The organism is Nonomuraea sp. NPDC046570, assembly GCF_040645915.1.
In the GTDB taxonomy this organism is placed as follows: Bacteria; Actinomycetota; Actinomycetes; order Streptosporangiales; family Streptosporangiaceae; genus Nonomuraea.
This window is the reverse complement of record NZ_JBEYZF010000051.1, coordinates 14,817-31,881: the sequence shown is the minus strand read 5'-3', so window position 1 is coordinate 31,881 and position 17,065 is coordinate 14,817. Positions and strand designations below refer to the sequence as shown.

General features: G+C 68.3%; 27 protein-coding genes. 25 read left to right on the top strand and 2 right to left on the bottom strand.

The window, feature by feature from the left end; translation table 11 throughout:
- Positions 1-638 precede the first annotated feature (638 nt).
- Positions 639-1,322, top strand: coding sequence for a GntR family transcriptional regulator (locus ABZ911_RS39735; protein WP_358068675.1), 684 nt, complete (start codon positions 639-641; stop codon positions 1,320-1,322).
- Between the two features lie 30 nt (positions 1,323-1,352).
- Positions 1,353-1,916: an HD domain-containing protein gene (locus tag ABZ911_RS39730; protein WP_358068678.1), complete on the top strand. Its 564-nt coding sequence runs from the start codon at positions 1,353-1,355 to the stop codon at positions 1,914-1,916.
- Here the strand turns inward: ABZ911_RS39730 and ABZ911_RS39725 are convergent.
- Positions 1,908-2,378: an NUDIX domain-containing protein gene (locus ABZ911_RS39725; RefSeq protein ID WP_358068672.1), complete on the bottom strand. Its 471-nt coding sequence runs from the start codon at positions 2,376-2,378 to the stop codon at positions 1,908-1,910. The two genes, ABZ911_RS39730 and ABZ911_RS39725, sit on opposite strands and share 9 nt — an antisense overlap.
- Positions 2,365-3,123, bottom strand: coding sequence for a DUF5919 domain-containing protein (locus ABZ911_RS39720; RefSeq protein ID WP_358068669.1), 759 nt, complete (start codon positions 3,121-3,123; stop codon positions 2,365-2,367). The genes ABZ911_RS39725 and ABZ911_RS39720 overlap by 14 nt, the downstream gene beginning before the upstream one ends.
- A gap of 247 nt (positions 3,124-3,370) precedes the next feature.
- On the opposite strand from ABZ911_RS39720, the gene ABZ911_RS39715 reads away from it, so the two are divergent.
- From ABZ911_RS39715 to ABZ911_RS39605, 23 genes are all read left to right on the top strand, one after another.
- Complete coding sequence (locus tag ABZ911_RS39715; protein ID WP_358068666.1) at positions 3,371-3,562, top strand: hypothetical protein; 192 nt, start codon at positions 3,371-3,373, stop codon at positions 3,560-3,562.
- Between the two features lie 391 nt (positions 3,563-3,953).
- On the top strand, positions 3,954-4,082 hold the full coding sequence (locus tag ABZ911_RS39710; RefSeq protein WP_358068663.1) for a hypothetical protein: 129 nt from the start codon (positions 3,954-3,956) through the stop codon (positions 4,080-4,082).
- A gap of 96 nt (positions 4,083-4,178) precedes the next feature.
- Positions 4,179-4,448, top strand: a complete 270-nt coding sequence (locus tag ABZ911_RS39705) for a hypothetical protein (RefSeq protein WP_358068660.1) — start codon at positions 4,179-4,181, stop codon at positions 4,446-4,448.
- Positions 4,449-4,629: 181 nt separating this feature from the next.
- Entirely contained in the window at positions 4,630-4,905 is a 276-nt protein-coding gene (locus ABZ911_RS39700) for a WhiB family transcriptional regulator (protein ID WP_358068657.1), read from the top strand.
- Positions 4,902-5,168, top strand: a complete 267-nt coding sequence (locus ABZ911_RS39695; RefSeq protein WP_358068654.1) for a hypothetical protein — start codon at positions 4,902-4,904, stop codon at positions 5,166-5,168. The genes ABZ911_RS39700 and ABZ911_RS39695 overlap by 4 nt, the downstream gene beginning before the upstream one ends.
- The gene (locus ABZ911_RS39690) at positions 5,165-5,617 is read left to right on the top strand and encodes a DUF3307 domain-containing protein (protein ID WP_358068651.1); all 453 of its coding nucleotides are present in this window, start codon (positions 5,165-5,167) and stop codon (positions 5,615-5,617) included. The genes ABZ911_RS39695 and ABZ911_RS39690 overlap by 4 nt, the downstream gene beginning before the upstream one ends.
- Positions 5,618-5,681: 64 nt before the next feature.
- Positions 5,682-5,921 (top strand): hypothetical protein, encoded by a 240-nt coding sequence (locus ABZ911_RS39685; protein ID WP_358068648.1) that lies wholly within the window; start codon positions 5,682-5,684, stop codon positions 5,919-5,921.
- A 114-nt stretch (positions 5,922-6,035) separates the two neighbouring features.
- Positions 6,036-6,203: a hypothetical protein gene (locus ABZ911_RS39680; protein ID WP_358068646.1), complete on the top strand. Its 168-nt coding sequence runs from the start codon at positions 6,036-6,038 to the stop codon at positions 6,201-6,203.
- 119 nt (positions 6,204-6,322) lie between these two features.
- Entirely contained in the window at positions 6,323-6,478 is a 156-nt protein-coding gene (locus tag ABZ911_RS39675) for a hypothetical protein (RefSeq protein WP_358068643.1), read from the top strand.
- 60 nt (positions 6,479-6,538) lie between these two features.
- The gene (locus tag ABZ911_RS39670; protein WP_358068640.1) at positions 6,539-6,682 is read left to right on the top strand and encodes a hypothetical protein; all 144 of its coding nucleotides are present in this window, start codon (positions 6,539-6,541) and stop codon (positions 6,680-6,682) included.
- Between the two features lie 70 nt (positions 6,683-6,752).
- Positions 6,753-6,983 (top strand): hypothetical protein, encoded by a 231-nt coding sequence (locus ABZ911_RS39665; RefSeq protein WP_358068637.1) that lies wholly within the window; start codon positions 6,753-6,755, stop codon positions 6,981-6,983.
- Positions 6,984-7,009: 26 nt separating this feature from the next.
- Positions 7,010-7,288 (top strand): hypothetical protein, encoded by a 279-nt coding sequence (locus ABZ911_RS39660; RefSeq protein WP_358068634.1) that lies wholly within the window; start codon positions 7,010-7,012, stop codon positions 7,286-7,288.
- Entirely contained in the window at positions 7,285-7,431 is a 147-nt protein-coding gene (locus ABZ911_RS39655; protein ID WP_358068631.1) for a hypothetical protein, read from the top strand. Before ABZ911_RS39660 ends, ABZ911_RS39655 begins: the two co-directional genes overlap by 4 nt.
- On the top strand, positions 7,428-7,568 hold the full coding sequence (locus tag ABZ911_RS39650; protein WP_358068628.1) for a hypothetical protein: 141 nt from the start codon (positions 7,428-7,430) through the stop codon (positions 7,566-7,568). Before ABZ911_RS39655 ends, ABZ911_RS39650 begins: the two co-directional genes overlap by 4 nt.
- 257 nt (positions 7,569-7,825) lie before the next feature.
- The gene (locus ABZ911_RS39645) at positions 7,826-8,005 is read left to right on the top strand and encodes a hypothetical protein (protein WP_358068625.1); all 180 of its coding nucleotides are present in this window, start codon (positions 7,826-7,828) and stop codon (positions 8,003-8,005) included.
- A gap of 143 nt (positions 8,006-8,148) precedes the next feature.
- Positions 8,149-9,138, top strand: a complete 990-nt coding sequence (locus tag ABZ911_RS39640) for a hypothetical protein (RefSeq protein WP_358068623.1) — start codon at positions 8,149-8,151, stop codon at positions 9,136-9,138.
- 253 nt (positions 9,139-9,391) lie between these two features.
- Positions 9,392-9,700 carry a hypothetical protein gene (locus tag ABZ911_RS39635; RefSeq protein WP_358068620.1) on the top strand — a complete coding sequence of 103 codons (309 nt, stop codon included), beginning with the start codon at positions 9,392-9,394 and terminating at the stop codon, positions 9,698-9,700.
- Complete coding sequence (locus tag ABZ911_RS39630) at positions 9,697-11,925, top strand: hypothetical protein (protein WP_358068617.1); 2,229 nt, start codon at positions 9,697-9,699, stop codon at positions 11,923-11,925. Before ABZ911_RS39635 ends, ABZ911_RS39630 begins: the two co-directional genes overlap by 4 nt.
- A gap of 366 nt (positions 11,926-12,291) precedes the next feature.
- Positions 12,292-12,936, top strand: coding sequence for an NUDIX domain-containing protein (locus ABZ911_RS39625; protein WP_358068614.1), 645 nt, complete (start codon positions 12,292-12,294; stop codon positions 12,934-12,936).
- A gap of 56 nt (positions 12,937-12,992) precedes the next feature.
- Positions 12,993-13,724: a hypothetical protein gene (locus ABZ911_RS39620; protein ID WP_358068611.1), complete on the top strand. Its 732-nt coding sequence runs from the start codon at positions 12,993-12,995 to the stop codon at positions 13,722-13,724.
- Positions 13,721-14,563, top strand: a complete 843-nt coding sequence (locus tag ABZ911_RS39615) for a phosphoadenosine phosphosulfate reductase (RefSeq protein WP_358068608.1) — start codon at positions 13,721-13,723, stop codon at positions 14,561-14,563. The genes ABZ911_RS39620 and ABZ911_RS39615 overlap by 4 nt, the downstream gene beginning before the upstream one ends.
- A complete protein-coding gene (locus ABZ911_RS39610; RefSeq protein ID WP_358068605.1) occupies positions 14,560-15,456 on the top strand; it encodes a bifunctional DNA primase/polymerase in 897 nt (298 codons plus the stop codon). The genes ABZ911_RS39615 and ABZ911_RS39610 overlap by 4 nt, the downstream gene beginning before the upstream one ends.
- Positions 15,453-17,018, top strand: coding sequence for a hypothetical protein (locus tag ABZ911_RS39605; protein ID WP_358068602.1), 1,566 nt, complete (start codon positions 15,453-15,455; stop codon positions 17,016-17,018). The genes ABZ911_RS39610 and ABZ911_RS39605 overlap by 4 nt, the downstream gene beginning before the upstream one ends.
- Positions 17,019-17,065: the final 47 nt, after the last annotated feature.

Genomic DNA, 17,065 nt, shown 5'->3' with positions numbered 1-17,065 from the left:
GACATCAAGCCCGAGCCCGCTGGTTCCACCGCCGCGCTCGCCTGGCCACCGCATACACCCAGATCAGCTAACGAATGGCGGCTGCCGTACTAGGGCTGCATATGGCTGCCTTCAGTGGCCTAGAACACAAAAGACCTGCGGCGATGAAGCCGCAGGTCAGATAGCCAAACGCCTGGTCAATCTATGTGCCCCCGGCATGATTCGAACATGCGACACCCGCTTTAGGAGACAGGGGTGCGAGCAGGGCGTTTCCCCAGTTAGAGAGAGGGGCACGGCTCCGTGAACCCGGATTTGCGCATGTATTTGGCATGATCAAGGATTGTGCGCCCGCCTGGCGAGATCGACTCTAGACCTATATAGACCGTCGCGGTACGCCGTGAACGTACGCCTACGGGGCTCTCAGAGCCGCGAGATAGCCTCGCGATCACTCGTGCATGTGTCCGATGCGGGCAGTCAGGGTCCCGCGCACAAGTACCGTCGCCAGCCAGACCCAGCATCCGACGCGACGTCGTGTCCCCTGGACGCCCCGCAGACGGCCCGGCCTACGCTCCGCGTTTGGGGATGGACCCCCAGGTGCGTCGCGGGTATGGGGGTAGTCAATCTAGCCTTAGGGCAATGTCTCTCGCCGAGGGAGCGCGATGAAGCAGCACAACGACCAACCCGCCTACCTTCGCATCGCGGATGACCTCCGTACCCGCATCCGAGCTGGAGACCCACCCGCAGGCGGCTTGCTGCCCTCGGACTCTGCTCTTATGCGTGCCTACGGCGTCGCCCGGGGTACGGCTCGGCAAGCGGTCGCCGAGTTGGAGCAGCTCGGCTTGGTAGTAAGCGAGATGGGCAAGGGGCGCCGCGTTGTTGGCGTTGGGTTGGGCGACCGCGGCCCCGCCACATCACGATATGAGGTGGTAGCTGAGTCTCTAAGGGATGACATCGCCGCCGGCGGGTTTGAGCGCGGCTCACGACTCCCCCGCGAAGCTGACCTGGCCGAACAGTTCAACGTCTCGAAGGGAACCGCTCGGCAAGCACTCCAGATGCTCGCCGCCGAGGGGCTAGTCACGCCGGTGCACGGAAAAGGCTGGTTCGTAGGCGGCGAACAGGACGCCTTGACCCGTACTGGCGAAGTCGCGGAAGCCGTTCGCAGGGCGATTCTCTCTGGTGAGTATGCGAATGGTTCTCGCCTTCCCGGCGAGTCCACGCTTGCTGAACGCCTCGGCGTCGCAAGGGTAACCGTGAGACGCGCCATTGCCCTGCTCGAAGCAGAAGGGATTGTTGAGACAAGGAGAGGCCTAGGGCGGGTTGTTATTCACACGACACGTGACTGACGAAAGGGGTATTTCACCTTGACCGTTAGGATGGGATCCATGTCGCTAATCAGTTGGGCCTTCGGCATCGCAGAGCAGAAGCTGGCGCAGGCTATCCCGCGTAGGTGGTCACACGTGCAAGGGGTGGCCCGGCAGGCTCGAACTCTTCGTGGGGTCGCTGGATCCGATGCGGAACTCCTTGAAGCAGCGGCCGTTCTCCATGACGTGGGATACGCTCCCGATCTCGCCGGGGTTGGATTCCATCCTCTTGATGGAGCTCGATTCCTGCGAACTTTGGAAGCGCCGTCACGGCTGGTCAATCTGGTAGCTCACCACTCCTACGCTGTGCTTGAGGCGCGATTGCGTGGGATTGATGATGAGCTTGACGAATTTCCCGATGAGGGAAGTACGGCAGTCAGGGACGCGCTCTGGTACTGCGATCTCACAACCACGCCTGACGGGGAAACAACTTCGGCTCGGGAGAGAATATCTGAGATAAAGGAGCGTTACGGCCCTAAGAGCCTAGTAACTCAATTTATCACCGAAGCGGGTCCGGAGCTAATGGCGGCTGTCGATCGGACAGAGCGCCGATTGGCGATAATCGCCTCAAGCTAGATGCGGCCCTTCATTGGCCCTCATGGCATGCTCTATGCGAAGGCGCATCGACGGGTGAATCGGGAGCTCGCTAAGCTCTAGGGGCTCTACCCACTGAACGGTTCGTGATTCTGAGCTCGTCTGCAGGTTACCGCTGATAGGGCGAGCTTGGAAGCAGATCGAAAACTCCTGGCGCACTTCACCGTCGTCATATGCGATGACATGGCGAGGGTCAGAGTAGATACCGATCAGGCCTTTGACTTCCACTTCAATCCCAGTCTCTTCCCGGACCTCCCGTATTGCAGCTTGGGTAACTGATTCACCTATGTCCTGCGCTCCCCCAGGTAGCGCCCAGAGGCCGCTATCTGATCGCTCGATGAGGAGTAGCCGTCCTTCCTCGTTAATTACGGCAACAGTCACGGCGACGACAATGCTGTTAGCCTTCGGCGCAGCGGGATCATCGTAAAAGTCAGTCTTCGTCATTTTGCCACCTTGCCGGACTCCCCTTCTTCCATACCGCGTCGAAACTGCTCGCGTAGGTTGTGAACAGATCTCCCGCCGACAGGCGGCGTAAATGGAGTGCTGGCGCGTGCGGGGCCGTAATGCCGAAAACGTGCGGATTGGCGATCATCTCGTCATCAAATCGATAAATCGAGTTATATAGAACTGTTTCATGGACTTGAATTTCTATCCCGTCAACTCCATGGAGAGGTCGGAAGAACGCAAGTGCGTGCTCGATCTTCGCGGGAATCGCGCGCTCGCCGATACCCTCGTCGCGGCTACGTTGCACAATGGCGTCGCTTTCCGGGTTGCCGAACAAGAGCCTGATTCTCGCACCGGCTGAGCTCTTGGCGCGTAGCTTCGAGATCAGAGCATGTTTCTCTGTCATAAACATGCCGACGTATACGAGAATGTCGATCTGCCGCGTGGCCCGGTCAAGAAGGCGGTCCCATAGTTCGGCCGGAACCAAGCTGCGGTGCGAATAGACCTTAACAATCTCGGAGTCATTGACCCGGCCCGCTTGGGCCTCGGTCAAAGCGTCCGGCCAAAGGTAGTGCTCACCCTCCTGAAGCAGTGCCGCGATCCGATGGCGGTACCTGGGGTATGGCGTACGCCCCTGGGTGATCCAACGCTCGACAGTCTTCGGGTCCACGGCCAACTCTTCCGCGAGCTGCTCCGGTATCAAGCCCTTGCTTAGCAGTGCGTCTCTGAGCCTGTCATTGCCCATCGCGTTGCGCCCTTCGGGGACGACTCGGGACGTCCTCACGATACGACAGACGTCCGTGGCTGTCTTGCTTTGCGGTGAAGCCGTCCCTCCTCGTTCAGGCATCTTTGGGGCCAGACGAAGGGGATGCGCACTCACAGAGAGCGCCCTGGCGAAGGGATTCACCCCTAAGCCTTGACACCCGGAAGCTAGACATGTTCTATATCTCTCAGAACCTGTTCACCGGTTCACGAGCTCAAAGGGGCGCAACATGCGCAACATGATTCCGACTCACAAACCTCGTCGCATCCTGCTCCCGTTCTTGTTCCTGACCGCCGCACTGTTCTTCGTCATCTTCGCCATCAAGGACCCCATCCGGGCCGCAGGCTCCGCCACGAGTGCGTTCAACGCCCTGGTCACGGTGGCTACTGCGCTGATGACGTTCGTCAGCAATCTCGGCTGACCATCCGCCTGTACTTCACGTTCTGCACAGCCGGAAATCCTGGGAAGGCGGCGTAAGCCGCGCGCCGGTGGGCTGAGCACTTGATCTTTGACAACTGAATCCGGGCTACCGCCTCCCGCTGAAAAGGCGGCCCGTGCAGGGCTTTGACCTGCGCTTCTGGTTTCGTTCAATGCCCCGGGGCGTTCCCCTACCAAGAGCACGCCCCGGGGCTCCTCAAGAGAGGAGATTCCACCATGTCATCTGCGATCCGTCGTGGCCAGCAGTGGCCGGATGGTGCCGACACCTTCAAGAGCAAGCCCGTCCGCTGGTGCAAGAAGCACGGTGGGCAGTACAGCGACTCCGCGTGCCCGCGCTGCCAGGCCACCCCCACCCCCTGTGAAGGGATTGCGTCATGAGCCAGACCGGCCGCGGCACGTGCCCGGACTGCGACGGCAACGGCCAGATCACCGGCACGCCGGCCGCTAACGGGCTCGCCCTGGCGGCGACCTGCCCCACCTGCGACGGCACGGGCCGCACGTAAACGAATCTGACCGCTGCGGGTGCCCGCCCGGCCTGAGTGTCGGGCGGGCTTCCGGGGCAGTCAGCTCCACAACCACCCAAGCAGCAGGGAGAAGCCATGACCGCTGCCATCCCGACGATCGACTACGGCACGATCAACCGCGACCGTCAGGGCCGCTTCGTCAAGACGTACACGCTGTCGTACGGGACCTACGTTAAGGGCACCGACAAGGTCGTCAAGCTTGTACGGCACCTGCCCGCCGACGGCATCGAACGCATCGGCGAGGCCATCAGTAAGGCCGCCAAGCGGGGCATCGCATGGGACATCCAAGTTCTCGACAGCGACGGCGTCGACGTCACCTTCGACTTCGCGTGCCTCCGGGACTGACCGGCGCTCATAAAGCGCGAATCTTCCGCTTCAACCACACCTAACGCTTCTAAACGGGCGCGCTCCAGCGTGGTCAATCCGCCAAGACCATCCCACGCCGGGCGCGCCCGCCTACCCCTGCTCATCCACAGATCAGAGAGGCAATCCCATCATGACCCATCGCCCTACCCACCCTTCGCGCATGTCGCCGGACGAGATCGAGGCGACATGGCATCTGGAGGGCGGCGAGACGCCGCTGCCGGAATGCGCCTACGACCCTGACCTGCATACCGGCCCGCGCTTCACGATCGAGGCCGCTGAAGAGCGACTCGCCCGTGAGGCGGTGGCCCGCGAGGTCTGCGCCACCTGCCCGGCCCGGCGGGCCTGCGCGCTGTATGCCGGCGAAACCCGCCCGACCTCGGGGATCTGGGCCGCCCGGTCCGCCGACGAGTTGCGCACGCTCGGGAGGGCCGCATGAGCCAGGTATCCGCCGGTATCGCGGTCTACGACCCGCGCGCCGAGGAAATGCATCTGAACGCCCGGTCGGGCTGGCTGTTCCTCACCGTCGCCCGCAATCACGTCTGGTTCGCCCTGAACCACTCCACCAGCGATGGCGATGTGGAGGCCGAGGCCGCGGCGATGGACCGGCTGGCCGAGCTGGCCGTCGAGGCCGCCGCCCGTCTGCGCGCCCTCGCCGCCGCCCCGGCGATCGAGACGGCACCCCCGGGGAGGGCGGCATGACCGGCGACGTCGCCGCTTTCGCTGCGGTGTTCGTGGCTCTGTTCGCCGCTCACAGCGTCGGTGACCACTGGGTGCAGACCCACAAACAGGCGTGCGGCAAGGGCGCCCCGACCGTGGCCGGCCGCCTGGCCTGCGCCATGCACGTGTGCACGCTCGCGCTGACCAAGCTCGCCGCGCTCGCCGCTGTCGCCGCGGTGACCGGCCTGCCCTTGGACCTGCTGCCGCTGCTGCTGGGGCTGGCCGTGGACGGGCTGTCGCACTACTGGGCCGACCGCCGCACCACGCTGGCGCGGCTGGCCGAGCGGATCGGCAAGGGCGACTTCTACCGCCTCGGCGCCCCACGGCCCGGCACCGGCGACGCCCCGCACCTGGGCACCGGCGCCTACGCCCTGGATCAGTCCTGGCACATCGGCTGGCTGTTCGTCGCCGCGCTCATCATCTCCGCCTGACCGGCCCCCCGCCCCCCTTCCGGCATGCCATGCCGGCAGCCGGTCCCCCACGAGAGGACACCTCATGCGCAGCAGGATGACCCCCGGCCAGGCCGCCGCATTGAAGGCCAAGTCCGAGACGGCCAACACCCTCAACGATCTCGCGCAGGCGGCCAACGGGCACGGCGTGACCAGCGTGCAAAGGCGCAGGGCGCGGGCCGACCTGGAGAACGCGGTCGGCGCCGTGCGGGCCGACAAGTTGCAGGAAGACGCGCTCCGCCGCGCGGGCGCCCGCCCCAAGGGCCTGGGCCGGTTCTTCACCTGACCCGTCTGGCCCCAGCGGTGCCGACGTTGCGGGTTCTCCTCCCGGACCTCACACCTTGTGCGGGGTCTGGGAGCGGGAGCCCGGGGCGCCCGCCCCACACCACAAGGAGGACACATGGCTACCTACAACTTCTCCGGTCGCGGCACGAACGTCGCCGGCGGCAACCAGACCGTCGTTCAGTACTTCGAGACCGAGGACGACGTGACGCTCGCTCAGAGCGTGGAGAACCACGCCAACGGCTCGCAGACCGTGACCCAGGTTTTCGGCAGCAAGAAGAAGTAGCCCCCGGCTGAAAGCACGGTGCCGACGCTGCGGGTTCTCCTCCCGGACCTCACCCCGTGTGTGGTCCGGGAGCGGGAGCCCGGGGCGCCCGCCCCACCGACACAAGGAGATCGCCACCCATGTGCTGTGACAACCACAACCACGAGTGCCGCCGCCCCGCCCCCGCTCCGGTCAAGTGCGCCAAGTGCAAGGGCACCGGGCAGTTCGTCCCCGGCGTCGGCGGGACCTGCGAGGTCTGCAAGGGCATCGGCCAGGTCATCCCGCGGTCGGCGTGACCCGTGCGGGGGACGCCGCTGTTCATCACCGCTCCACTCCCGCCTAAAGGGACCCCGCCCATGCCCGTCTCAAACCCGTTCGCCGACCGTACGCCCTGGTACGAGGACGACCCCGCCACCTGCTGTACGTGCGACGGCGTGGGCACCGGCTGCGACTTCTGCGGCGGGGAGGGCATCGTGCCCCGCTGGGTCTACGAGGACTGACACCGGTCACCGCCGCCGGGCTCCGGCCCGGCGGCGGTGACCCGCGACGCAACCGAGAAAGGGACCGCTCATGACGCACCGTCTGGCCGAGGTCGCGCAGCTCGCGGCCGACATCGCCCGCCTGGCCCGTCTGTCGCGCGCCGAGTTGCTACGGGAGACCGGCGCCGCCGAGAAGGCCGAAGTCCGCGGAGGCGAGAGCGACGCCGACCGCGCCTACCGCGCCGCCCTGGAGAAGGAAACCGCCCGGCGTGCCGGCCACCGCCGCAAGGACGCGCCGCGGAATGCAAGTAACCGGCTCTGACCAGTTCCCCTCTCGAAAGGATCACCATGACCAGCGCGACCGAATGGCCCCCCGGAACCATCGCCCACGCCGGGCTCGCTTACGACTACGTGTACCTCGCTGGCGAGTACGTCGCCGGCCCCGCTGGCGACACCCCGGCGATGCGTTCCGCGCAGACCGCCATCGCCTACGCCCTGCTCGCGATCCACCACGAGCTGGCCACCCCCTGGTGGCGGCGCATGTTCCGGCTCCGGACGCGCTCGCCGAAGGTGTTCCAGCCCGCCCCTGAGCGCGAGCCGGACGCGGATCCGTGGGAGGTCCGGTGACCCCGCACGAGGAGGCCATGGGGCGACTCGCCCAGGACCTGACCGGCGACCTCGACAGGCTCAACCGCTGGCAGTCCGCCAACCCCACCGCCGCCATCAAGGACGACGAGAAGAACCCCCCGAAGCCGCAGGGCGAGCGGTGACCGTCCTCGCGCCCATCTGCCCCAGTTGCGGCAGCGCCAACACCATGCACGGCGGTTACGACCGCGACGACGAGGGTCGCCTGGCCGACACCTGGCAGTGCCTCGACTGCGACGACTGCTGGAACACCCCGGCATAGCCCGACCAGCAGACCTCTGGTGCGAGTCCCGGACGGGCACGCACCACCACCCCATCTACCGAAGGAGATCAACCATGGGCGACCCCATCCCCGGCGTGCTGTACCTGCCTGGCGACCCGGGCAAGGACCCCGACTGTGAGGGCTGCCGGCACGGCACTGTCCACGTCCACGGCCGCTGACGTTGCGGGTCCCCGCCCGACCAGCGCGGGCGGGGTGCCCGGAGCGTCCGCTCCACCCATCGCAGCAAGGGGAAGCACATGAGCAGTGACAAGGCAGGCAAGATCGTCCGGTTCCGCACCAACGGCGGCAACGTGACCGTGTTCACCTACGGCAGCGACGGCGACTGGGGCTCGTACGTCTGTCGGGGATGCCACGGCGGCTCCACCTCCTTCGCGTCGGGGGCCGAGTTGCATGCCAAGAGCTGTAACGCCGCCTGACCGCACGCCCGGTCGTCGCGGGTCGCTCATCCGTCTCGCACTGGGAGTCGACTGCCGACCTGCGATGGCACGGGCCGCAAGTAACCGACCACGCCGGGCGCGCACCCGCAACCCCATCCCATCCAGAACGGAGCACACACATCATGCCCGCAACCCCGAGCGCTGACCGCCCTAGCCTCAAGCTGTGGTGGGCCGTCCTGATCCTGGGCTGCGCCGTCTCGGTGGTCCTCAACCTTTGGCACGCCCTGACTCTGACCAGCGAGGCGGCAGCGAAGGCGGCCAAGGCCGCCGGGGAAGCGTCCGCCGCGACGGCACATCCCGTCCTGGGCATCATCTTCGCCCTGGTCCCGGCTCTGTTCGCGGCCATGCTCTCCCACGGGCTGATCAGCCCCATGGCCGCGAAGTGGTTCCGGGGCGCCATCTTGAGCCTGTTCGGGGTCAGCATGCTCACGTCCATGGCTTCCCAAGCGGCCGTGATGCGGCCGTACGGAGGCGGCTACGGCGCCGAGTGGGCCATCCCGTTGGTGCTGGACGCCTCTTCGTTGCTGGCTCTGCACTACATCACCATGGCGGCCACGACCGTTCGAGAGGCCGCCGCCCGCGCGGAACTGGAGGCGGATCTCGACGCCGTCCGGGCGGAACTCGGGGCGGAACTGGCCGCCGCCCGCGCGGAACTGGAGGCGGAAGCCAAGCGGAACTCAAAGGCGGAACTGGCCGCCGCCGAAGCGGAAGTACGGGCGGAACTCCGTGCGGAACTGGAGGCGGAGTTGGACGCCATCCGGACGGAAGCCGAAGCGGAGATCCGCCGCCGCGCCGAGGCCGAAACCGAGGCTCGCGTCCGTCGCGTCGTGGTCGAGAGCGAGGCCCGTATCCGTCGCGAAGTCGCTGAGGAGATCAAGCCCAAGACCAGACAGAAGGCTATCGAGGCGCCCGCGAAGAAGTCCGCCAACGATGGCCTGACCAGCAAGGACAAGGCGCGCATCCTGCTCACCCAGAACCCGGGCATGACCGGCGCCGAGCTGGGGCGGGCCCTGGGCAAGACCGACCGGTACGGCCGTCAACTGCTCGAAGAGATCCAGAAGGAACAGGTCGGGGCATCCACCGGCGACGGCCGCCTGCGGGCAGTCAACTAGCGGCCGGTTCCGCCCCTCCGGGCGGCGAGTTCCGCCCGCTGAGTTCCGCCCGGACTTCCGCCTCGACGCTGGCCAGTTCCGCCTCTGACTTCCGTCCCACTTCCGCCTCCAGTTCCGCTTCTCCGGGCGGCGAGTTCCGCCCGCTGAGTTCCTCTCACATGGAGATCAGTTCCGCCATCAAAGGAGACCTCATGTTCCGCTCGCTAGTCCGCCCCACCACCCCGAGGCCGCGCGACGAGCCGCGAGGTGCGGCATGAACGCGCTCGCGCTTCTCCTGCTGCTGGTCGTTTTGGTGGCTCACTCGGTGATCGAGTTGCGGCCGGCCGCGCGCACCCCCGGCCAGATCGCCGCCCGGATCGCCGCCGCCCCTGTGCGCGGCCGGCTGGGCTGGCTGGCCGCCGTACTCCTCATCGCGCCGATCTACGCGGCGGCAGTGGCCGCCCGCACGGGTCTGTGGTTCACCCTCGTCCTGCTCGCGTGGGCGACCTGCGCACTCACCACCATCTTGGCGATGGACGGGCGCGCCGTCCGCATCGCCCGCACGGCGGGAGGACGGGCATGAGCGCCCACCGAAACCGCGACCTGTCCAACCCGCTTCCGGAAGGTGGTGCCACCATGGGCGAAATCGTCAAGTTCCCGCACCTGGTCCGTGACGCGAGCCAGGCTCCCGCGCTGCCGCTGCCGCCCGCCGAGACCTCGGTGAATGACACGGCTGCGCTGGAGGGCACGGTGGTGCCCCGCACCGCCACCCCGCCCGCCTCGACCGCCGCAACGTTCCCGGCCAGGCTCCTCGGCCACGTCGTGCGGGTGCGCCGCTCCGAGCGCGGCGCCAAGGCCGCCCGCGGCGCGCTGGCCGCCGCCGTCACCGTAGGGCAGGGCTGGCATTCCTGGCTGGTGCGGGCGGGGGACGCGCTCACCCTGGGCGTCTACCGCCGCCAGATCCGCGCCGCCGAGGCCGCCGGGGATCAGGTGGCGTTGGCCGAGTGGGTCGAGCGTAAGCAGCGGGCGGCCGACCAGCGGCACGCCCGGCTGGTGAACCTCCCCAAGATGGTGCTGGGCCTGGCCAAACTCGGCGCGGGCGCCCTGGCCGGCGCCGGGGTGCTGGTGCTGGGCATCTCCACCACGGTGTGGGCCGTGGGTGCGGGAGAGTTCCTCGCTGTTCCCAAAGCGCTGGCCACCGCGCTGCGCTGGGCGTTCGACGCGGTGGCGTTCATGTCCACCCCGGCCCTGGTGGCCGCCCCTGCCGCGCTGATCTGGGCCGCCTACCGTGAGGGCCGCCGCCGCGCCGACACCCCGGCCTGGGTGGTCGCCGACAGGACGGACGGCGGTGACGGGCGGGAGGTGATCCCCGATGAGGGCGCGATCCTCAACGCGTTGCGCGAGCTGGGGATCTCCAGGTTGGACAAGGCGTTCAAGGGCGGGTGGCGGCCCCGGTTCGTGCTGCCGACCGAGCGGGACGGCAAGGGCTATCACACCCAACTGGAGCTGCCCCCCGGCGTCAACGTTGAGAATATCAACGACAAGAAGAAGCTGCTGGCGCACAACCTCGTGCGCTTCCCCGTCGAGGTCTGGCCCACCGAACCCCGCAACCTGCCCGGCGTGCTGGACCTGTGGGTTGCCGACCAGGGTGCGTTGTCGGGTGCGGTCGACCCATGGCCGCTGCTGCGCGACGGTGGCGGCGACTACTTCCGCGGTGTCCCCGTTGCCGTCGACATCCGTGGCCGGACCGTCAACGGCCGCCTGTTCGAGGCCAACTACGCCGCCGCCGGCATGATGGGCTCGGGCAAGAGCACGCTTTTCATCACGCTGTTGCTGGGGGCGCTGCTCGACCCGCTGGTCGAGGCCGACGTGTTCGTGATGGCGGAGAACGCCGACTACGAGCCCATGAAGCCGCGCCTGCGCACTCTGCGGACCGGACAGGGCAGCGACGTCATACAGGCGTGCATGAGCGCGCTACGGGATGCGTACAACGACCTGACCGTGCGCGGCAAAGCGCTCAAGGAGCACGACTCCCGCGCCGTCACCCGCGAACTCGCCGAGAAGGACGCGCGACTGCGGCCCCGCGTCTTCGTGATCGACGAATGCCAGGCCCTGTTCATGCACGAGGAACTCGGCGAAGAAGCCGCGGAAATCGCGGTGAAGCTGATCACCACCGCCCGCAAGTACGCCGTCACGGTGCTGTTCGCGACACCGGAGCCGTCATCGGACTCGCTGCCCCGCAAGGTCATGGCCGTCACCAGCAACAAGGCGTGCTTCGCCATCGGTGACCAGCGCTCCAACGATGCCATCTTGGGCACCGGCTCCTACCGGGAGGGGATCTCCTCTGTCGACCTGGAGCCGAAGACCGACGAAGGGCCCGGCGACGTCGGCACGTTCATGGCCCGCGGATTCACACCCAAGCCCGGCCTGCTGCGCGGCTACTACGTGTCCCAAAGCGACGCCCGCGCGGTCGTGGAGCGGGCCATGAAGGTGCGCCAAGACGCTGGAATCGGCGCCACTCAGGCTGCCGTCGAGGCCGCCCGCGACCTGTGTGCCGACCTGCTCGACGTGATCGGCGCCGAACCGGTCCCCGCCGCCCAGGCGCTGGCCGCCCTCAAGGCCGCGCATCCGGGTCACCGCCCGTATGCGGTCATGCGGGACCGTGCGGACCTGGTGCGCGCGCTCGCCCAGCTCGGAGTCAAGGTACCCGGCACCAAGAACCGCTACCCCATCGATCCAGTCACGATCCGTAACAGCATGGCGGAACTCGCCACCGCCGACCGCAGTGAAGAGGATGGCGCGGGTTAAGCCTCGACCCAACCCCGCCCCCACCCGATTTTCGGGGGTTCACGGGCCGCCTGCTCAGGCGTCGTAACCCGCCTAACTCTTAACTTTCCGCAGGTCGGCGCCACAGCGAGGCCGGTTGTTGTCCGGGTTAGAAATTTAACCCGCTCCCGGCCATTTAACCCACCCCCGAACCCGCAGGCAGGCACCTGCCGTGACCCAGCACACCCAGCAACGGTCACCCACAGTTACCGCGAGCTAGCCAGCCTCTCACCTGAAAGGACCGACGATGCCCTGCCCCGACTGCGGCTCCACCAGCAGCACCATGTACGAAAACGACACCGTCGAGGTCTGCGACAACTGCACGTTCGTCCTCTGGGAGGACCTGGGATGACCACGTACACACACCCCGACGTCCTCGACAAGGGCGTCGCGCAGGGATGGGCCGACCCGATCGACGACCCCCGCGACATCGCCTGGCCGCCCCGCCAGGCCGCCGCCGCGATCCCGTTCGAGGTTGTCGACGGCCGCCCCGTCAACCCACACGCGCCGACCGGCGTGCGGTATGGCCGGAACGAGCTCGGCCACTGGGGCGAGAAGCAGGCCGCCGACGCCATCGTCACCGCCCGTCTCGCCGGCGGCCGGCATGTGCTTCTGGTCGAGCGGGATGACGGCCACGGCTGGGCTATCCCTGGCGGCTGCGTCGACCCCGACGAGGACGCGCTGAGCGCGGCGATCCGCGAGCTGGCAGAGGAGACCGGCCTGAGCGTGCCGGGCGTGTCCTGGGTGGTGCAGGCCGCCCGCTACGTCCCGGACCCCCGTGCCAGCGATGAGGCGTGGATGGTGACCACGCCCGCTATCGCCGATCTCGGCGAGGTGGACGAGCTGCCCGCCGTAGTGGGGGCGGATGACGCGCGCCGGGCCGAGTGGGTCCCGGCTGACTCCTACGCCGTGCTGGCCGCCCATCTGGACGCGACCTACCGCGGGCACGTGTTCGCCGCCCACCAACCCCTGCTGGCCGAACTGCTCGGCTGACCAGCCCGCCAGCCCATCCAACCGGCCGCACCCCACACGCCATCAAGGAGACATCCATGTCCACGACCGACGCCACCTCGGCTCTCGTCCCCGTCACCCTCGACACGCTGTCAGGTCGCGAACTGCGCGACCTGATCGACCCCGTGATCGTGCACGCCGACCCCACCCCCGAGCAGAACGCCGACCTTCCCGAACTCACCCTGGTGTCGGTGGAGGTGTACGGCGGGATGCTGTACCTGGCCGCCACCGACCGCTACACCCTGGGCGTCACCCGCCACCAGATCCCCGACGACCAACCTCGCGCCCGCGGCGCCATAGCGGTACCCGCCGCCGCCCTGCGCAAAGCCCTGCGCTCCATCGCCGCCCGCGACCTCATCCGGCTCAGCGTCGACCGCGACGGGCTGAGCCTCACCCACGCCGACACAACCGCACTGACCCACCGCGTCCCGGCCAGCCCCATGACCTTCCCTCTCAACTGGCGCCGCCACCTCGGCGCCTGGATGCGCACCCCGCGCGCCGACGCGGCCCCCACCGGACTCAACCCCGCCTACCTGGCCCGCTTCACCCACGCCGCCCGAGGCGGCCTGCCCCTGGAACTGCGCACCATCGGCACCCCGTCCCGCCCCCAGGTGCTCATCACCTGCGGCACACACTTCCTCGGCGCCGTCAGCCCCATCCGGCTCAGCGTCCTGGACGACAACGGGACCCGCTGCGATGACCCGCTGACACCCTGGCTGGCCGTCTGCCCGCCCGCCGCGCTGACCGCTCCCCGTAAGGCCGCCGCATGACCGCCCCCGTGATCTCTGCCGCGCTGTGCCCGTCCGACAGTGCCCTGTCCACCTTCAGCTATGGCGGGGGCTGGCAGTCCACCGCCGCTCTCGCTCTGGCCGCCCGGGGAGAATTGCCGTTTCGGGTGTTCCTGTTCGCCAACGTGGGCGACGACTCCGAACACCCCGCCACTTTGCGCTACATCGCCGAGCACGCCGCGCCGTTCGCCGCTGCCCACGGCATCACCCTGCACCAGCTCAACCGGACCCGCCGCGACGGCAGCACCGAAACCCTGTACGGGCGACTGACCAAGCCGGGCTCACGCTCCCTGCCCATCCCGGTGCGGATGAGCAACGGCGCACCCGGCACCCGATCCTGCACCGCCGACTTCAAGATTCGCGTGATCGGCAAGTGGCTCAAAGCCCACGGCGCCACCGCCGAGCAGCCCGCCACGGTCGGTATCGGCATCAGCGTCGATGAGATACACCGCGCCAACAACCGCCGCTGCGAACCCCACGAGCGGATCGTCTACCCGCTACTGGATCTCGGCATCCGCCGCGCGGACTGTCCGCGCATCATCCGCGCCGCTGGCCTGCCCGTCCCGCCGAAATCGTCGTGCTGGTTCTGCCCCTTCCACCGGCTCATCACCTGGGCCGACATGCGCCGAGACGAACCCGAGCTGTTCGCCAAGTCCTGCGCACTGGAAAGCCTGCTCAACAACCGGCGCGCCGAACTCGGCAAGGACTCCGTCTGGCTCACCCGACATGCGGCCCCGCTCGCCGAGGTGACCCCGACCGATGACGTGCTGCCGCTCGACTTCGGCGACGGCGCCTGTGACTCCGGATGGTGCTTCACATGACCACACCCACCTTGCGCTACGCCCTGGCCGCCGCCGCCCGCGGCTGGCACGTCTTCCCTGTCGCGGTCGGCGACAAGGTGCCGCTGAGCGGGTTCCGGTGGACGCAGCACGCCACCGCCGATCCTGAGGTGATCGGCCGTATCTGGGCGCGGAAGCCGTTCAACGTCGGCATCTCCTGCGGCCCCTCCCGTCTCGTGGTGGTGGACCTGGATCTGCCCAAGCCGGGCGAGCAGCAGCCTGCCCGGTGGAGCCTGCCGGGCGTCGGCGACGGCGCCGACGTCTTCGCACTGGTGTGTGAGGAAGCCGGGCAGCCGGTGCCGCTGGAAACCTTCCAGGTCCGCACCCGGCGCGGCGGGCTGCACCTGTACTTCACCGCCCCCGACGGCCCCGCCCTGGGCAACACCAGCGGAGACGATGGCAACGGGCTCGGCTGGAGGATAGACACCCGCGCCGACGGCGGCTACGTGGTCGGCCCCGGCAGCTTCGTCAACCTGCCGGACGGCACCGGAGCCTACGAGCCGATCCACGCCCCTGCCCCCGCGCCGCTGCCCGGCTGGCTGGCCGAGCGGCTGCGGCCGGCGCCGTTGCCGCCGCAGCGTCCCGTCGTGGTCGCCCTCGCCACGGGCCGCCGCGGCTCCTACCTGGACGCCGCGATCCGCGCCAGCCTGGAGGCGATCGCCGCCGCACCCGAGGGGAGCCTGAACACCACCCTGTACGGCGCGGCGGTCGCGCTCGGCCAGCTCGTGGCCGGTGACGCACTCGACGCCACCACCACCGAGAACCTGCTTCTGGACGCCGCCGTACGGGCTGGACACCCGCACACGCCCGCCCTGCGGACCATCCGCTCCGGGTTCCGCAACGGAGCCAACCGGCCCCGGAGCGTGCCCGCATGAACGACTCGACACGCGTGCAAGTCGGCTCCGGACCGGAGACCATCCGCGTCCTCAAAGCCGCGCTGGTGGACAAGCTGCTGCCCGACACCTACGTCTCCGGCGGCGCCCTGGTCCACATGGAGACCGTCTCCGGCGGCCAAGCCAGCCCCGCCGCCGACGAGGACTCCCCGCTACCGGTCACGGCCAGCCCGCTCACGCCCGCCACGTTCGCCGGACTGCTGGCAGAACACGCCTACGTCTACCGGATGCGCTCCCGGAAAGACGGCGCGGGAGGGGTCGAGGTGTTCGAGGAGGAGGTCACCCCGCCACGGGAAATCCTCTCCTCCGTGCTGGCCGGCAAGACCTGGCCCGGCGTGGCGCCGCTGCGCGGCGTGATCGGCGCACCCGTCCTGCGCCGCGACGGCACCCTGCTGCAACGCCCCGGCTACGATCCCGTCACCGGCCTGTACCTGGCCGCCAAAGTCGCCCTACCGCCCGTGCCCGACCGGCCGAGCGCCGAGCAGGTCCACACCGCGCGGGACTTCCTGCTAAACCGGTTCCTGCGTGACTTCCCCTGGGCCAGCCCCGCCGACCGCGCCAACTACCTCGCACTGCTGGCCACCCCGATCCTGCGGCACTACACCCGCAGCCTCACCCCCTTCGCCCTGATCGACGCGACCATGCCCGCCTCCGGCAAGTCCATCCTGACCGGCGGCCCCGGCATGCTCTACGGCCAGCGGGTCATGCCCTGGGCCTACACCGAAGAAGAACTCCGCAAGAGCATCACCGCCGTACTGGCCGAACAAGTCGGCGTCGTGGTCTGGGACAACCTCGCCGAAGGCACCGTCATCGACTCGCCCACCCTCGCCCTGCTGGTGACCGCCGGCGTCTGGTCAGACCGGCAACTCGGCGCCTCCCGCAACATCGCCACCGTCAACGACCGGCTCTGGATGGCCACCGGCAACAACCTCCAAGTAGGCGGCGACATGGCCTCCCGCACCGTACGCGTCCACCTGGACCCCAACATGCCGCGCCCCGAACAGCGCGACCAATCCCGATTCGGCATCCCCCACCTCGACCAGTGGATCACCGTCCCGGCCAACCAGCTCACCGTCCTATGGCACCTGCTGATCCTGGTCCTGGACTGGACCAACCAGGGCGCGCCCCGAGCAACCGGGATGTCGATGCGGCAGTTCACCCCCTGGGCACAATCCCTCGGCGGGTTCCTCGCCCACCACAACATCAGCGGGTTCCTGGCCAACGCCGCCGACATCCGCGACATCGACGAAGACGAATCCCGCTGGAGGGCGTTCCTGTCCTGCTGGCACACCCAGCACGGCCAACAGCCCATGACCGCCGCCGACCTACGCCGCTCAGGCGAACCCTCCCGCATCGGTTTCGACGAACACGACACCTGGGACGGCCAGTTCATCACCACCGCCACCGGCCGGCCGCCCAACGCCCTCGCCCTGGGTCGGCTCCTCACCGGGCAGATCGGCCGGTGGCGCGGCGACTACGTGATCCGCTCGGCCAAGAACGAGCGAGGCGACCGCAACGTCTTCTGGGTCGAACACCATGCCTGAGCCAACCCCCCAAACCGCTGAAACATCTCCGCATCTCCGCAACCAGC

What these genes read in the sequence shown, in the direction of transcription:
- ABZ911_RS39735 (WP_358068675.1), top strand. Translation starts at nt 639, where the DNA reads ATGAAGCAGCACAACGACCAACCCGCCTACCTTCGCATCGCGGATGAC.
- ABZ911_RS39730 (WP_358068678.1), top strand. Translation starts at nt 1,353, where the DNA reads ATGGGATCCATGTCGCTAATCAGTTGGGCCTTCGGCATCGCAGAGCAG.
- ABZ911_RS39725 (WP_358068672.1), bottom strand. Translation starts at nt 2,378, where the DNA reads ATGACGAAGACTGACTTTTACGATGATCCCGCTGCGCCGAAGGCTAAC.
- ABZ911_RS39720 (WP_358068669.1), bottom strand. Translation starts at nt 3,123, where the DNA reads ATGGGCAATGACAGGCTCAGAGACGCACTGCTAAGCAAGGGCTTGATA.
- ABZ911_RS39715 (WP_358068666.1), top strand. Translation starts at nt 3,371, where the DNA reads ATGCGCAACATGATTCCGACTCACAAACCTCGTCGCATCCTGCTCCCG.
- ABZ911_RS39710 (WP_358068663.1), top strand. Translation starts at nt 3,954, where the DNA reads ATGAGCCAGACCGGCCGCGGCACGTGCCCGGACTGCGACGGCAACGGC.
- ABZ911_RS39705 (WP_358068660.1), top strand. Translation starts at nt 4,179, where the DNA reads ATGACCGCTGCCATCCCGACGATCGACTACGGCACGATCAACCGCGAC.
- ABZ911_RS39700 (WP_358068657.1), top strand. Translation starts at nt 4,630, where the DNA reads ATGTCGCCGGACGAGATCGAGGCGACATGGCATCTGGAGGGCGGCGAG.
- ABZ911_RS39695 (WP_358068654.1), top strand. Translation starts at nt 4,902, where the DNA reads ATGAGCCAGGTATCCGCCGGTATCGCGGTCTACGACCCGCGCGCCGAG.
- ABZ911_RS39690 (WP_358068651.1), top strand. Translation starts at nt 5,165, where the DNA reads ATGACCGGCGACGTCGCCGCTTTCGCTGCGGTGTTCGTGGCTCTGTTC.
- ABZ911_RS39685 (WP_358068648.1), top strand. Translation starts at nt 5,682, where the DNA reads ATGCGCAGCAGGATGACCCCCGGCCAGGCCGCCGCATTGAAGGCCAAG.
- ABZ911_RS39680 (WP_358068646.1), top strand. Translation starts at nt 6,036, where the DNA reads ATGGCTACCTACAACTTCTCCGGTCGCGGCACGAACGTCGCCGGCGGC.
- ABZ911_RS39675 (WP_358068643.1), top strand. Translation starts at nt 6,323, where the DNA reads ATGTGCTGTGACAACCACAACCACGAGTGCCGCCGCCCCGCCCCCGCT.
- ABZ911_RS39670 (WP_358068640.1), top strand. Translation starts at nt 6,539, where the DNA reads ATGCCCGTCTCAAACCCGTTCGCCGACCGTACGCCCTGGTACGAGGAC.
- ABZ911_RS39665 (WP_358068637.1), top strand. Translation starts at nt 6,753, where the DNA reads ATGACGCACCGTCTGGCCGAGGTCGCGCAGCTCGCGGCCGACATCGCC.
- ABZ911_RS39660 (WP_358068634.1), top strand. Translation starts at nt 7,010, where the DNA reads ATGACCAGCGCGACCGAATGGCCCCCCGGAACCATCGCCCACGCCGGG.
- ABZ911_RS39645 (WP_358068625.1), top strand. Translation starts at nt 7,826, where the DNA reads ATGAGCAGTGACAAGGCAGGCAAGATCGTCCGGTTCCGCACCAACGGC.
- ABZ911_RS39640 (WP_358068623.1), top strand. Translation starts at nt 8,149, where the DNA reads ATGCCCGCAACCCCGAGCGCTGACCGCCCTAGCCTCAAGCTGTGGTGG.
- ABZ911_RS39635 (WP_358068620.1), top strand. Translation starts at nt 9,392, where the DNA reads ATGAACGCGCTCGCGCTTCTCCTGCTGCTGGTCGTTTTGGTGGCTCAC.
- ABZ911_RS39630 (WP_358068617.1), top strand. Translation starts at nt 9,697, where the DNA reads ATGAGCGCCCACCGAAACCGCGACCTGTCCAACCCGCTTCCGGAAGGT.
- ABZ911_RS39625 (WP_358068614.1), top strand. Translation starts at nt 12,292, where the DNA reads ATGACCACGTACACACACCCCGACGTCCTCGACAAGGGCGTCGCGCAG.
- ABZ911_RS39620 (WP_358068611.1), top strand. Translation starts at nt 12,993, where the DNA reads ATGTCCACGACCGACGCCACCTCGGCTCTCGTCCCCGTCACCCTCGAC.
- ABZ911_RS39615 (WP_358068608.1), top strand. Translation starts at nt 13,721, where the DNA reads ATGACCGCCCCCGTGATCTCTGCCGCGCTGTGCCCGTCCGACAGTGCC.
- ABZ911_RS39610 (WP_358068605.1), top strand. Translation starts at nt 14,560, where the DNA reads ATGACCACACCCACCTTGCGCTACGCCCTGGCCGCCGCCGCCCGCGGC.
- ABZ911_RS39605 (WP_358068602.1), top strand. Translation starts at nt 15,453, where the DNA reads ATGAACGACTCGACACGCGTGCAAGTCGGCTCCGGACCGGAGACCATC.